The 13,598-nt window shown below is 70.0% G+C and carries 12 protein-coding genes; 2 read left to right on the top strand and 10 right to left on the bottom strand.

Going from position 1 to position 13,598, the window contains the following annotated elements; translation table 11 throughout:
* Window positions 1-61: 61 nt before the first annotated feature.
* The 7 genes from scpB to ACF3NH_RS15865 are packed head-to-tail and all read right to left on the bottom strand — an operon-like array spanning window position 62 to window position 6,911.
* A complete protein-coding gene (gene scpB / locus ACF3NH_RS15895) occupies window positions 62-652 on the bottom strand; it encodes an SMC-Scp complex subunit ScpB (RefSeq protein WP_232476883.1) in 591 nt (196 codons plus the stop codon).
* Entirely contained in the window at window positions 636-1,442 is an 807-nt protein-coding gene (locus ACF3NH_RS15890; protein ID WP_422924077.1) for a segregation and condensation protein A, read from the bottom strand. The genes scpB and ACF3NH_RS15890 overlap by 17 nt, the downstream gene beginning before the upstream one ends.
* Window positions 1,439-2,140 (bottom strand): site-2 protease family protein, encoded by a 702-nt coding sequence (locus ACF3NH_RS15885; RefSeq protein ID WP_422924075.1) that lies wholly within the window; start codon window positions 2,138-2,140, stop codon window positions 1,439-1,441. Before ACF3NH_RS15885 ends, ACF3NH_RS15890 begins: the two co-directional genes overlap by 4 nt.
* The gene (gene nagZ / locus ACF3NH_RS15880) at window positions 2,137-3,141 is read right to left on the bottom strand and encodes a beta-N-acetylhexosaminidase (RefSeq protein ID WP_198364963.1); all 1,005 of its coding nucleotides are present in this window, start codon (window positions 3,139-3,141) and stop codon (window positions 2,137-2,139) included. Before nagZ ends, ACF3NH_RS15885 begins: the two co-directional genes overlap by 4 nt.
* An 11-nt stretch (window positions 3,142-3,152) precedes the next feature.
* The gene (locus ACF3NH_RS15875; protein ID WP_422924073.1) at window positions 3,153-3,965 is read right to left on the bottom strand and encodes an SPOR domain-containing protein; all 813 of its coding nucleotides are present in this window, start codon (window positions 3,963-3,965) and stop codon (window positions 3,153-3,155) included.
* Entirely contained in the window at window positions 3,962-5,749 is a 1,788-nt protein-coding gene (gene argS / locus ACF3NH_RS15870) for an arginine--tRNA ligase (RefSeq protein WP_422924071.1), read from the bottom strand. The genes ACF3NH_RS15875 and argS overlap by 4 nt, the downstream gene beginning before the upstream one ends.
* Window positions 5,750-5,759: 10 nt before the next feature.
* Entirely contained in the window at window positions 5,760-6,911 is a 1,152-nt protein-coding gene (locus tag ACF3NH_RS15865) for a deoxyguanosinetriphosphate triphosphohydrolase (RefSeq protein ID WP_198364966.1), read from the bottom strand.
* Between the two features lie 106 nt (window positions 6,912-7,017).
* On the opposite strand from ACF3NH_RS15865, the gene ACF3NH_RS15860 reads away from it, so the two are divergent.
* Together ACF3NH_RS15860 and xth are read left to right on the top strand one after the other, a co-directional pair.
* Window positions 7,018-7,371: a HesB/IscA family protein gene (locus ACF3NH_RS15860; protein WP_232476829.1), complete on the top strand. Its 354-nt coding sequence runs from the start codon at window positions 7,018-7,020 to the stop codon at window positions 7,369-7,371.
* A 12-nt stretch (window positions 7,372-7,383) separates the two neighbouring features.
* Window positions 7,384-8,148 (top strand): exodeoxyribonuclease III, encoded by a 765-nt coding sequence (gene xth, locus ACF3NH_RS15855; protein ID WP_422924069.1) that lies wholly within the window; start codon window positions 7,384-7,386, stop codon window positions 8,146-8,148.
* Between the two features lie 249 nt (window positions 8,149-8,397).
* On the opposite strand, the gene ilvD is transcribed toward xth, so the two are convergent.
* The 3 genes from ilvD to ACF3NH_RS15840 form a co-directional block, all read right to left on the bottom strand.
* Window positions 8,398-10,122 (bottom strand): dihydroxy-acid dehydratase, encoded by a 1,725-nt coding sequence (ilvD, locus tag ACF3NH_RS15850; protein ID WP_422924067.1) that lies wholly within the window; start codon window positions 10,120-10,122, stop codon window positions 8,398-8,400.
* A gap of 191 nt (window positions 10,123-10,313) precedes the next feature.
* Window positions 10,314-13,010, bottom strand: a complete 2,697-nt coding sequence (locus ACF3NH_RS15845; protein ID WP_422924065.1) for a valine--tRNA ligase — start codon at window positions 13,008-13,010, stop codon at window positions 10,314-10,316.
* Window positions 13,011-13,082: 72 nt separating this feature from the next.
* On the bottom strand, window positions 13,083-13,565 hold the full coding sequence (locus tag ACF3NH_RS15840) for a DUF2497 domain-containing protein (RefSeq protein ID WP_422924063.1): 483 nt from the start codon (window positions 13,563-13,565) through the stop codon (window positions 13,083-13,085).
* Between the last annotated feature and the right edge of the window lie 33 nt (window positions 13,566-13,598).

Below are 13,598 nucleotides of genomic sequence, written 5' to 3'. Positions count from 1 at the left end.
CCAGGCGCCCGCGGCGGGGTGCCCGCACAGGATGCGGGACCAGCCCGGTGAAGCGCCAGGTTCAAGCCGGGCGGCCCAATCCCGGAAGTGACACCCCGTTTTCGCCGGCCAGGAGTTCCTCGCGGCGCGGCAGATCCGCGAGCACACGCAGCCCGAAATGCTCGAGGAAACGCGGCGTCGTGCCCCAGAGGCTTGGCCGGCCGGGCACCTCCTTGCGCCCGCGTGGCGCGATCAGGCCGTGCTCCAGCAGAAGCTCCAGCGTCGACTGCGAGAGGCTGGCGCCGCGGATCTCCTCGATCTCGGGCCGCGTCACCGGCTGGTGGTAGGCGATGATGGCCAGCGTCTCCATCGCCACCCTCGGCAGGCGCCGCGGCACCTCCACCACCCGCGTGAGCAGCGGCGCCAGGTCGGGAGCGGTGCGGAAGGCGTAGCCGCCCGCCACCTCGGTCAACTCCACGCCCCTCCCCGCGTAGCGTGAGGCCAGCAGCGTTAGCACGGCATCGGCACGGAGCCCCGGAGGCAGCACCTCCTGCAGGCGGGCCGGGGATACCGGCCGGTCGGAGGCGAAGACCAGGGCTTCCGTCAGCCGCAGCGCGTGCTCGATGGAGGACAGCCCGGCGGCATCTCCGGAGGCGTCATGCGGCGGCGACATATCCATGGGCTTCCTCCTCCGGCCTTGCCTGCCCCTCCTGCGGCCGGGCGGCACGGCGGCGCACCAGGATGGGGCCGAAGGCCGCTTCCTGACGCAGTTCGATACCGCCGCCCCGGGCCATTTCCAAGCCGGCGATCAGGGTCGAGGCCAGGGCGGCCCGGCGTTCCACCGGATCACGCAGGCTGTCAGGAAGGAAGCGCTGCAACTCTCCCCATTCGGGCAGGTGCCCGATGAGCTGCGCCAGCCGCCCCAGCGCTTCCTGAACCGTCCAGAGACGCCGTGGCCGGGGCTGGTACGGGCGCCGGCCCGCGGCGCGGCGCAGCGCCACGACATAGCCGCGCAGCAGGGCGGGAAGATCCGCGTGCAGGCCGCTCCGGTCCTCTTCCACCAGGCGCTCCGCCTGGCCGCGCGCCAGGACGTCCTGGCCCAGCTGCGGGCAGCGACCGAGCCAGCCCGCCGCCGCGCGCATGCGCTCCAGCTCGGCCAGGCGCTCGGCCAGCTGGCCCGCCAGCGCCTCGGCATCCTCCTCCTGACCCGGTTCGTCCGGCAGGAGGAGCCGGGACTTCAGCCAGGCGAGCCAGGCGGCCATGACCAGCCAGTCCGCGGCGATCTCCAGGCGCACGCGCCGGGCGCCCTCGATGACGCCCAGATACTGGTCCACCAGTTGCAGGATGGAGATCCGCGCGATGTCCACCTTCTGCGATCTGGCCAGTTCCAGCAGCAGATCCAGCGGCCCCTCGAAGCCATCGAGGCGAAGCTGAAGGCTCTCGCCGCGCGCGGGTTCCATCATGTCCCATGCCCGGCCAGGAAGAGGATGGCCCGGAAGCCGGGCCCCACGACGAGATCGACGATCCAGCCAATGGGATCGAGGGAGGGGCTGATCCGGGGAAGGACGAAGATCAGCAGCATGACGATCAGCAGTCCGGCCCGCTCCAGCCGGGCCAGCGGCAGGGCCAGAGGTGCGGGCAGAAGGCCGACCAGGATCCGCCCGCCATCCAGGGGAGGAATCGGCAGGAGGTTGAAAAGCCCCAGCAGCAGGTTCGCCATGATGGACAGCACGATGAACCGCAGGGCCAGCTCCATGGCCTGTGGCGGCAGGGCACCCTGCAGGGAATCCAGCGGGTGCGCCAGCATGGCCGCGCACCATGCCAGGAAGACATTCATCGCCGGGCCGGCCGCCGCGACAAGCACCATGCCATATCGCGGATTGCGCAGCCGCATGACATCGACCGGCACCGGCTTGGCCCAGCCGAACATGGCCTCGACCCGGCCGATGGTCAGCAACTGGCCCAGCAGGAGCAGCCCGGGCAGCAGCAGCGTCCCTACCGGGTCGACATGCCGGAGCGGGTTCAGGCTCAGCCGCCCGGCACGCTGCGCCGTGTCGTCACCCAGGCCCAGCGCCGCGTAGCCATGCGCCGCCTCATGCAGGGTGATCGCCAGCACCGTGGCCAGTACGGCCACGGCGAGTTCCGGGAGCCAGTCGCTCACGCCGTTTCGCGAAGCAGGGCGTCGCGGCGTTCCGCCAGTGCCGCAGGATCCGGCACGCCCGCGTCACGGCGGGCGATCATGGCGTTTCGTGCCGCCTTCACCCGCTCCAGCGCCTTGTCGGTCAATGGCGCGCTTCCTGCCAGCACGGCCTCGTTCTCGTCGAGCTGCCCGGTGCAGTGCAGAGCCACATCACATCCCGCCGCGAGGACATCGCGCGCCAGCGCATCGAGCGCCCCGCTCAGCGCCTTCATGGCGAGATCGTCCGAGATCAGCACGCCGTCGAAGCCCAGATCGCCCCGGATGGTCCGCTCGATCACCCGGCCCGACAGGGTGGCAGGGCGCGAGGCATCCAGCGCGGTATAGAGGATGTGCGCCGTCATGGCCCAGGCGCCGCTTCCGGCCAGTGCCCGGAAAGGCGCCATATCCGCCGCGAGCTCCTCCGGACCGGCCTCGACCCGGGGCAGCTCCAGATGGCTGTCGGCCAGGGCGCGGCCATGGCCGGGGATATGCTTGATGACGGGGATGGTGCCCGCCGTCTGCAGGCCGCGGATCCAGGCCTCGCCAAGCCGCGCCACCTCGGCGGGATCCGCCGAGAAGCCGCGATCGCCGATGATGCCGTGGGCTCCCGGCAGGCGCAGGTCCAGCACGGGGGCGCAGACCACGTCCAGCCCCACGGCGTGACACTCACGCCCCAACAGCGCGGCATTGGCCCAGGCGGCCTCGGCGGGCCTGCTCTCGAAGGCGGATGCCGGTGGAAAGTCCGGCCAGTGCGGCGGCCGCAGGCGGGCGACGCGGCCGCCCTCCTGATCCACCAGGATCGGCGCCTCGGCCCCCAGCTCCTCGCGGAGATCGGCCGTCAGGCGCGACAACTGCCCCGGGTCCCGGACATTGCGGGCGAAAAGAATGGCTCCAAACGGCCGGGAGCGCCGCAGCAACGCGGCCTCCTCCGGCAGCAGGACGGGTCCCGAGACCCCGATGATGGCAGCGCGCGGCGTGGACACCCGGAAGAACCTCAGCCGCCGATGACGGCACAGGCGCCGCCCTGACTTCTGATCGACTCGCAGAAGCTGCCGGCGGCGGAGCGATTCTCGAAGCCGCCGGTGCGCAGGCGCCACATGGTCGGCTTGCCTTCGCGCTCGAAGCGGATCACCTGCGGCGAACGGCCCTGGAGGAGCGACGGCGCGCGTCCCCTCAGCCTTTCCCACTCGGAACGGGCCCCGGACTCGGAATCCAGGGCGCCGAGCTGAACGACGACGCTACCGGTCGCGGCGGGAGCCGCCGGCTTCGGCGGCGCTGGAGGAGTGGGCGTCGCCACCACCGGCGGCGTCACGGGCGCGGCCTGCACCGCCGGCGGCGCGGGCTGTGTGGCGGCGGGCGCCTGGGCCTCCGCCGTCACCCCCGCGACACTGGGCGCGGCCTCCGCCACGGGAGAGGGCTCCACCGGCGTGGAGACACTGGGCGGCGTGGAGGCGCCGGGCGGCGGGGCGGTGGCGGCGCGGAGGGCATCCAGATTCGGCGCCTCGGCCGCCGGTCCCAGGCGGCCGGCCGGCTCGAAGACCCCGGAGGCCGTGCGCCGCTCGAAGATGATCTCGTCCTGATTCGCCACGCGCAGCCCGCCGCGGTCATCAGGACGGATCTTGATGGGCCGCGCATCCGCCTGCACGACCGGCACCGTGGTGTCCGAATACCGGCTGAATGCCCAGCCCGCGATCCCCCCGACCGCAAGCAGGCTGGCGAAGCCGCCGGCCAGAAGCATCATGCGGCGGGAGCCGCCATCCTCGGCGACGTCCCGCACCCGATAGGACGGTACCTGCACTTCCCTCACCGCATCTCCTCGACCGGCGTCACGCCCATGACCTTGAGGCCCGAGCGGATCACCAGGGCCGTCGCGGCCACGAGAGCGAGCCGGGCCCCTGTGGCTTCGGGCTCCCCCGCCCGGATGAAACGGAGTGTCGCATCATCGCGCCCCCGGTTCCACAAAATATGAAAGTCGCTGGCCAAGTCTTGGAGATAAAAGGCGATCCTATGTGGCTCCCGCGCTGCAGCAGCGGCTTCCACAAGGCGGGGCCAGGTGGTGAGGCGGCGGACCAGCGCCAGTTCGGCGGGGTCGGTCAGCGCGGCGAAAGCCGCCCCGCCCAGGGCCGCGATGTCCGGATCACCCGCCTGCCGCAGCACGGAGCGGCAGCGCGCATGCGCGTACTGCACATAGAAGACCGGATTTTCGCGCGACTGCTCGACGACCTTGTCGAGGTCGAACTCCATCTGCGCGTCGGACTTCCGCGTCAGCATGGTGAAGCGCACCGCATCACGCCCCACCTCGTCGATGAGGTCACGCAGGGTAATATAGGTGCCGGCGCGCTTGGACATGCGCACCGGCTCGCCGCCCTTCACCACCTTGACGATCTGGCAGAGCAGCACGTCGAGCGGCACACGGCCGTCCGAGAGCGCCCTGGTGGCCGCCTTCATGCGCGAGACATAGCCGCCATGGTCGGCACCCCAGACCTGCACCAGCTCCTGCATCCCGCGCGCGATCTTGTCGGCGTGATTTCCGATATCGTTGGCGAAATAGGTGTTGGTGCCGTCGGACTTGCGCAGGGGGCGATCGACGTCGTCACCGAAGCGGGTGGAGGCGAACAGCGTCTGCGGGCGCGGTTCCCAATCCTCTGGCAGCTTGCCCTTGGGCGGTTCCAGCACGCCCTCGTAGACCAGGCCCTTCCCGGCCAGCATCGCGATGGCCCGGTCGGCGACGCCGTCCCGGACCAGCTGCGCCTCGCTGATGAAGACATCATGCCGGACGCCCAGCGCGTCGAGATCCTCGCGAATCACCGCCATCATCCGGGCGATGGTGAATTCCCTCACTTGGTCGAGCCAGAGGGCCGGATCGGCCGGCATGGCGCCGGGCGCCAGCGCGTCGCCCAGCTCGGCCTTCAGCGCCTCCCCGACCGGGATCAGATACTCGCCGCGATACTGCAGCCCGCCAGCGACGGAGGCCGCGTAGTCCTCCTCGGCGAGCGTGGTGCCGAGGGCCTGGAGGTACCGCCAGTAGGCGGCATAGGCCAGGGCCTGCACCTGCGCGCCGGCATCGTTGATGTAGTATTCCTTGGTGACGGCGTAGCCGGCCTTGGCGAGCAGGTTGGCCAGGGCGTCCCCCACCACCGCGCCGCGGCAATGGCCGACATGCATGGGGCCGGTGGGATTGGCGGAAACATACTCGACATCGACGCGGATGCCGCCGCCTGCCGAGCCGTCGCCATAGGCCTCGGCGGCGTTCAGGATGATGGGCAGCTGACCCAGGAGGTAACCCTCCTTCAGCCGGAGATTGACGAAGCCGGGCCCCGCCGGGGCAGCCTCCGACACCATCGGCGCTGCGGCCACCAGGGCTTCGGCCAGGCGGGCGGCGATCTGCGCCGGCGGCATCCGGGCCGGCTTGGCGACCACCATGGCGGCGTTGGTGGCCATGTCGCCATGGCTCGCATCCCGCGGCGGCTCGACCTGGACGCGGGCCAGCGCCTCCTCCGGCAGGTCCGGCAGGATGCGGCGCAGGCAGGCCAGGACCTCCTGGCGCAGCGTGGCGAAGATGTCCTGCGAGAGGGCGGGGCTCTGTTCCATGGATGTCCGATCAGCCGGGAATGTTAGGGTCGGTCAACCGCCTGTGCTCGTCGAGGGCGAAGCGGTCCGTCATGCCCGCGATATAGTCGCAGACCACGGCGGCACAGTCCGCGCTCCCCGCGGCGCCGGCGCGTTGCCGCCATTCGGGCGGCAGCATGTCCGGCCCGCCATGCAGCAGGCTGAACAGCATCTGCACGACGCGCTTCGACTTCTGCGTCGTGCGGTTGACCCGCCAGTGGCGGTACATGCGCTGGCGCAGGAACTGCCGCACCGTCTGATTGGCGGCCTGCATCGGCGCGCTGAAGGCGACCATGGGGCGGCCGGCGGCGCGGACATCCTCGACGCCGCGCGGGGCCAGGACCGCCAGCCGGCGCTCCGCCTCCGCCACCACGTCCTGGACCATGGCGTTGATGACGCGACGGATGGATTCGCTCGCCTGCCGGGAGGCCGCCGCCTCCGGATAGAGAGCGCGAACCTCGGCCACCGCCTCGCCGACCAGCGGCAGGGCGGCCATTTCGTCGAGGGTGAAGAGCCCGGCCCGCAGCCCGTCGTCCAGATCGTGATTGTTGTAGGCGATGTCGTCCGCCAGGGCGGCGACCTGGGCCTCCAGCGAGGCATGGCTCGACAGGTCGAGCGGGTGCAGGCGGTCGTACTCGGCCATGAAGCTGGAGGGCCGGACGATCGGGCCATTGTGCTTGGCCAGCCCCTCCAGCGTCTCCCAGGTCAGGTTGAGGCCGTCGAACTCCGCATAGCGCTTCTCGACCATGGTGACCGATTTGAGACTCTGGGCATTGTGGTCGAAGCCGCCATAGGGCCGCATCAGGCCGTTCAACGCCTCCTCCCCCGCATGGCCGAAGGGGGGGTGGCCGAGATCGTGGGCCAGAGCCAGGGCCTCCGCCAGATCCTCATCCAGCCTGAGCCTGCGGGCGATGGAGCGGGCGATCTGCGCGACCTCGATGCTGTGCGTCAGCCGGGTGCGGAAGGCGTCGCCCTCGTGGTAGATGAAGACCTGGGTCTTGTACTGCAGGCGCCGGAAGGCGGCGCTGTGGATGATCCGGTCCCGGTCGCGCTGGTAGGGCGAGCGCACCCCCCCGGCGGGCTCCGGATGCAACCGGCCCCGGGAGGTTTCCGCACGCACGGCATAGGGCGCGAGATCGGTCATGAGGGCGGCGGCTTACCAGCCCCCCCGCTCCGCTGCAACGCCGCCGCCCTGGATCGTTGGAAACCAAGCCTTCCCGTCTTATGTTGGCCACCAGGAGATGACGATCATGCCCGACGGTACTGCCACCACCGCCCCGTTCAGCGTGACGCCCCGCGCCTTCCAGGAGGTGGGGGCGATTGCCGCGCGCGAAGGTCGCCCCGGCGCCGTGCTGCGCCTTGCCGTGCTGGCCGGCGGCTGCTCCGGCTTCCAGTACTCCTTCGCGCTGGATGACGCGGTGGCGGCGGACGACCTCGTCCTCGAGGATGCCGGGCGGCGTGTCGCGATCGATCCCGTGAGCCTCGATCTGCTGCGGGGGGCGCAACTGGACTGGGCCGATGAACTGATCGGCGCGCATTTCGTGGTGAGCAACCCGCAGGCGGCCTCCGGCTGCGGCTGCGGCGTTTCCTTCTCGCTGGGTTGAGCGGCCCGCCCGGTGCTGCTCGCCAGCTTCAACGTGAATTCGGTCCGCAAGCGGGTGCCGCATGTGCTGCGCTTTCTGGAAGCGGTCCGGCCCGACCTGGTGTTTCTTCAGGAACTGAAGTGCCAGACGCATGAGTTCCCCGCGGCGGCGTTCGAGGAGGCGGGCTACCGGAGCCATGCGGTGGGGCAGACCGGGGGCCGCAACGGGGTCGCCATCCTGAGCCGCCTGCCCTTCGAAATTCTCGGCGAGAGCCTGCCGGGCGAGGAGGACAGCCATGCCCGCTATCTCGAGGTCGCGGTGGAAGGGCTCCGCCTGGCGGGGATCTACCTGCCCAATGGCAATTCCGGCGGGGCAGAGGGCTATGCCTACAAGCTGCGCTGGATGGAGCGGCTCCGCGCCCTGGCCAGGGCGCGGCTCGATGCCTTCCTGCCCTTCGCCATTCTCGGTGACTTCAATGTCTGCCCGACCGAACTGGACCTGGCGCCGGGCGCCCTGCCCGCCAGCGACGCCCTGGTCCGGCCCGAGACGCGCCAGGCCTTTCGCGCTCTGGAGTACCTCGGGATGACCGACGCCCTTCGGGCGCTGCATCCGGGTGAGCGGCTCTATACCTACTGGGACTACGGCCCCGCCTTCGAGGGGAACAGGGGGCTGAGGATCGACCACGCCATGCTCTCGCCCGACCTCATGGAGAAAGTCGGCAGGGTCTGGGTCGATGTCGGGCCAAGGGCGCAGGAACAGCCCTCCGACCACACCCCCCTCGTCCTGGAGATCGGCTAGGGCGAAGCCATCATCGGATGGCATTCTCCGGCTGGACGCCCATCGGATAGCGCCGCTCGTTGGGTGGGTATGGCGGGATATGGGGCGCCGGAAGCGGCTCGTAATATTCGTAGTAGAGGGGCGGCGGGGGCAGATTGATCACCGGCTGTATGGTGCATCCGCCCAGCACGGCGAGCAGGAGGACCAGGCCTCCCGCCCTTGTCGCCCTGAAATCTCGCCCGCCTGCCATCGACTGCCGCTCCGGCGATTTCAAAGATCCGGGTAGCTGTGCGTTTCCGCCGCCCCGCCCGGATGGGTTACCGCGCCAAGGTGCGCCGGTCCCACCATCTGCGCGTATTTCCACAAGGCTCCGGAATTGTAGTCGGTGCCCCGCGGCGTCCAGGCGGCCTTCCGCCGGGCCATCTCGTCCTCGGAGATCAGCACGTCGATGCTGCCCTTCTCGGCGTCGATGACGATGGGATCGCCATCGCGAAGCAGCGCGATGGGCCCGCCCACCGCCGCCTCCGGGCCGACATGGCCGACGCAGAAGCCGCGCGTGGCCCCCGAGAAGCGACCGTCGGTAATGAGGGCGACCGCCTCTCCCATGCCCTGGCCATAGATGGCGGCGGTGGTGGAGAGCATCTCGCGCATCCCCGGCCCGCCCTTGGGGCCTTCGTAGCGGATGACGATCACGTCGCCGGCCTTATAGGCCCGCTGGTCCACAGCCTTGAAGGCGTCCTCCTCGCAGTCGAAGCACAGGGCTGTCCCTTCGAAGCGTTGGCTCTTCATGCCGGCGACCTTCACGATCGCGCCCTCCGGCGCGAGGTTGCCCTTCAGCCCGACCACGCCGCCGGTGGGCGTGATGGCGCGCGACACCGGGTGGATGACGTCCTGATCGGTCGGGAAGACGACGTCGGCATGGTTCTCCGCGAGCGTCCTGCCGGTCACCGTCAGGCAATCGCCGTGCAGCAGGCCGGCATCCAGCAGGGCCTTGATAATCACCGGAATGCCGCCGACGCGATGGACGTCGAGGGCGACATACTTCCCGCCCGGCTTCAGGTCGGCGATGTAGGGGGTGCGGCGCATGATGGCGGCCACGTCGTCCAGGGTGAAGCGGATGCCGGCCTCATGGGCGATGGCAGGCAGATGCAGCCCCGCATTGGTTGACCCCCCCGTGGCGCCCACCACCACCGCGGCGTTCTCGAGCGCCTTCAGCGTCACGATATCGCGGGGGCGGATATTGCGCCGCAGAAGCTCCATGACCGCCTTGCCGGATTCCACCGCCCAGCGATCGCGCTCCTCGTAAGGCGCGGGCGCCCCCGCCGAGCCCGGCAGCGCCAGCCCGATGGCCTCCGAGACGGTGGCCATGGTGTTGGCGGTGAACTGGCCGCCACAGGCCCCGGCGGAAGGGCAGGCGACGCACTCCAGGGCATGGAGGTCCTCGTCCGACATGTTGCCCGCCGCATGCTGCCCGACCGCCTCGAAGACATCCACAACGGTCACGTCGCGGTCCTTGAAGCGCCCGGGAAGGATGGAGCCGCCATACATGAAGACGCTGGGAACATTGAGGCGCAGCATGGCCATCATCATGCCGGGCAACGACTTGTCGCATCCCGCCAGGCCGACCAGCGCGTCATAGCAGTGGCCGCGAATCGTCAATTCCACCGTGTCGGCGATGGCGTCCCGGCTCGCCAGGGAGGATTTCATCCCCTGGTGGCCCATGGCGATGCCGTCCGTCACCGTGATGGTGGTGAACTCGCGCGGTGTGCCCCTGCCCTCCTTGACCCCCGTCTTGACGCTCTGCGCCTGGCGGCTGAGCGCGATGTTGCAGGGGGCGGCCTCGTTCCAGCAGGTCGCCACGCCCACCAGCGGCTGGGCGATCTCCTCCTCGGTCATTCCCATGGCGTAATAGTAGGAACGGTGCGGCGCCCGCTCCGGACCCACGGTGACATGGCGGCTCGGCAGGCGCGACTTGTCCCAGATATTCTCAGCCATGTGCAGCGCCTTCCTTCCGTTTCATCCCCTGCGAGGTATCGCGCAGCCGTCTTTCCGTGGCAACTGCGGTCTCAAACCCCGATAGGTTTATCAGAGACTTATCGGTAGTCCGGCGGTGCAGGGGGACATCCCCTTCCGGCATGGTCCAGGGAAGTCCGCGAAGCCGGGGCCTCCCTGGCGGCCGCGCCGTCTCAGTCTCCTATGCGGGCCAGGGCCGCGTCCAGCCGGGCAATCTCGGCCTTCGCCGTGGCCAGTCGCTCGCGGTTCTCCTCCACCACCTCGGGCTTGGCGCGCGAGACGAAATCCTGGTTCGCCAGCTTCGCCGCGACCTTGTCAGCGTCGCCTTCCAGACGGGCCCTCTCCTTGGCGAGGCGGCCCCGCTCGGCGGCGATATCGATGACATCGGCCAGGGGCAGCAGGATGGTCGCCTCATCGACCACGATCTGCGCGACGCCCCTGGGCGCCTCCCCCTCCAGCGGCCGGATCTCCGTGGCCCTGGCCAGCCGGCGTATGACGTCGAGCCAACGATCCGCGCGCGACAGGGTCGCCGCCGAGGCGCCGGAGACCAGCAACGGCACGGTGACCGAGGGCGGCACGTTCATCTCGGCCCGCACGCCGCGGACCTCGGTGATCAGGCGGATGACCCAGTCGAGCTCCGCCTTCGCCGCCTCCGCCCCGGCCACCACGGCCGGACGCGGCCATTCCTGCCGGATCAGGCTATAGTCGGGGCCGTAGCCGAAGCGGTCCCACAGTTCCTCGGTCACATAAGGCATGACCGGATGCAGAAGCTTCAGGATCAGGCCCAGCACATGCTGCGCGACGCCCTTGATCTCGGTCTTCTCCGGCCCGTCGGGTCCGTTCAGGGCCGGCTTGGCGAACTCCAGGAACCAGTCGCAGAAGCTGCCCCAGACGAAGCGGTAGCAGGCCGAGGCATAGTCATCCGTGCGGAAGGCCTCCAGGGCGGCGGTCGCCTCGGCCACGGCGGCATCGGCGGTGCTCAGCAGCCAGCGGCCCAGCGGCGTGGTGACCGTAGCGGGGTCGAAGGCCGGATCGGGGCCGATGCCGTTCATCTCGCAGAAGCGGGCGGCGTTCCAGAGCTTGGTGCCGAAGCTGCGGTAGTCCTCCACCCGCTTCGGGCCGAGCTTGACGTCGCGGCCAGGTGTCGCGAGCGAGGCGATGGTGAAGCGCAGCGCATCGGTGCCGTACTTCTCCACCAGCTCGAGCGGGTCGATGACGTTGCCTTTCGACTTCGACATCTTCTGGCCCTTCTCGTCGCGGACGAGGCCATGGATGTAGACCGTGCGGAAGGGCACATCGCCCATGAAGTGGTGCCCCATCATCATCATCCGGGCGACCCAGAAGAAGATGATGTCCCAGCCCGTGACCAGCACGTCGCCGGGATAGTACTTGGCCAGCTCCGGCGTCTGCTGCGGCCAGCCGAGGGTGCTGAAGGGCCAGAGGGCGGAGCTGAACCAGGTGTCCAGCACATCGGGGTCGCGTTGCAGCGTCACCTCGGGCCCGAGCTTCGCGCGGGCCTCCTCCAGGGCCTCCTCCTCCGTCTCGGCGACGAAGGTGCTGCCGTCCGGCGCGTACCAGGCCGGGATCTGGTGCCCCCACCACAGCTGCCGGCTGACGCACCAGGGCTGGATGTCCCGCATCCAGCTGAAGAAGACGTTCTCGAAGTGCCGCGGCACGAAAACCGTCTGGCCGCTCTCGACAGCCTTGATCGCCGGCTGCGCCAGGGTCGCCGCATCGCAATACCATTGCAGCGTCAGCCGCGGCTCGATCGGGACGCCCGACCGGTCGCCGTGCGGCACCGCGTGGAGATGCGGCTCGATGGCGGCGACCAACTCCAGGCGCTCCAGCTCGGCCACGATGGCCTTCCGCGCGACGAAGCGGTCCTGGCCCGCGAGTCCGCGGACGAAGCCCGGATCGGCCAGGTTCTCGACCGCCGCGAGATCGCCCTCGATCTCCTCCACGGTGATCCTGCCATCGGCATCGAGCACGGAAGGCAGCGGCAGGCCGTGCCGCTTGCCCACGGCGAAATCGTTGAAGTCATGCGCGGGCGTGATCTTCACCGCGCCCGATCCCTTCTCGGGGTCGGAATACTCATCCGCGACGATCGGGATGCGGCGGCCGACCAGGGGCAGGATGGCGTGGCGGCCGACGAGATCGCGGAAGCGCGCATCCTCCGGATGCACCGCCACGGCCGTATCGCCCAGCATGGTTTCCGGCCGGGTCGTGGCCACCGTGATGAAGCGGCCGGGCTCGCCCTCGATGGGATAGCGGAGGTGCCAGAGGCTCCCCTTCACCTCGCGGCTCTCGACCTCCAGGTCGGAGATCGCGGTCTGAAACTTCGGATCCCAGTTGACCAGCCGTCGGTCGCGATAGATCAGCCCCTGCCGGTGCAGGGTGACGAAGACCTTCCGCACCGCATCGGAAAGCCCGGCATCCATGGTGAAGCGCTCGCGCGGCCAGTCCAGACTGGCGCCGAGGCGGCGAAGCTGGCGGGTGATATTGCCGCCGGACTGCCCCTTCCATTCCCAGACATGGTCCAGGAAGCGGTCGCGACCGATCTCCCGGCGGTCGACCCCCTGCCCTGCCAGAAGCCGCTCCACGACCATCTGTGTGGCGATCCCGGCATGGTCGGTGCCCGGCTGCCACAGGGTGTCGCGGCCCTGCATGCGCCGCCAGCGGACCAGGATGTCCTGGATCGTGAAGGTCAGCGCATGGCCGATATGCAGGCTGCCCGTCACGTTGGGCGGCGGGATCATGATGGTGAAGGGCGGCGCCGCGCTGCCGGGATCGGCGCCGAAGGCGCCCGAGGCTTCCCAGCCTTCATAGATGCGCTGTTCGAAGCTGGCGGGCGAGAGGGTCTTGTCGAGCATGAAGGCACGCTTGGGCGGCGCCGCCGCCCTCGTCAAGAGGGCGTCACGGCGGATCAGGCCCTCTCCCGCCGCTCAGCCCTCCGAGCGGTTCATGACCCGCTCGATCTCGGCCCGGACCAGGCGCTCGACCATGCCGGGAAGATGCTGGTCGAGCCAGGCCTTGAGCAGCGGTCGCATCTCCTCGCGGACCACGTCCTCGATGCTGGGGCCGGGAACCCGGTGGACGGGCGCCCGACGCTCGCGGGCCACGGCTTGGGCCAGCTGCCCCAGCGCGGCCGCCGCGGCGGCGCTGGCGAGGGGGTCTAGGAGAGAATCCCGCTTCCCGGATTCCGGGGGCTGCGGCTGCGGCTGCGGCTGTGGAGGACCGTCCGGCAGGGCCACCACCGGCGGAGGCGTGGCGGGCTGGGCGGCCTCGGGCGGCATCCTGGCCGACAGCGTCTCGATCAGCATCGATTCCGTCAGTTCGAGTGGTGCGTCCGGGTCGGGTGTGGAGGACGGAGCCTTCAGCTCCTCCTCATTCAGGATGCTGCGGATCGACGCCAGAATCTCCTCCATGGAAGGCTCATGCGGATCCAGCCGGGAGGGCGG

Origin of the sequence: Pseudoroseomonas sp. WGS1072, assembly GCF_049340465.1 — a bacterium.
Classification (GTDB): domain Bacteria; phylum Pseudomonadota; class Alphaproteobacteria; order Acetobacterales; family Acetobacteraceae; genus Pseudoroseomonas.
Note: the sequence above shows the minus strand (reverse complement) of the source record. Positions and strands in the feature narration are given on the sequence as shown.

Coding starts and splice junctions, on each gene's coding strand:
- scpB (WP_232476883.1), bottom strand. CDS start 652: ATGTCGCCGCCGCATGACGCCTCCGGAGATGCCGCCGGGCTGTCCTCC.
- ACF3NH_RS15890 (WP_422924077.1), bottom strand. CDS start 1,442: ATGATGGAACCCGCGCGCGGCGAGAGCCTTCAGCTTCGCCTCGATGGC.
- argS (WP_422924071.1), bottom strand. CDS start 5,749: ATGGAACAGAGCCCCGCCCTCTCGCAGGACATCTTCGCCACGCTGCGC.
- ACF3NH_RS15865 (WP_198364966.1), bottom strand. CDS start 6,911: ATGACCGATCTCGCGCCCTATGCCGTGCGTGCGGAAACCTCCCGGGGC.
- ACF3NH_RS15860 (WP_232476829.1), top strand. CDS start 7,018: ATGCCCGACGGTACTGCCACCACCGCCCCGTTCAGCGTGACGCCCCGC.
- ilvD (WP_422924067.1), bottom strand. CDS start 10,122: ATGGCTGAGAATATCTGGGACAAGTCGCGCCTGCCGAGCCGCCATGTC.
- ACF3NH_RS15845 (WP_422924065.1), bottom strand. CDS start 13,010: ATGCTCGACAAGACCCTCTCGCCCGCCAGCTTCGAACAGCGCATCTAT.
- ACF3NH_RS15840 (WP_422924063.1), bottom strand. CDS start 13,565: ATGGAGGAGATTCTGGCGTCGATCCGCAGCATCCTGAATGAGGAGGAG.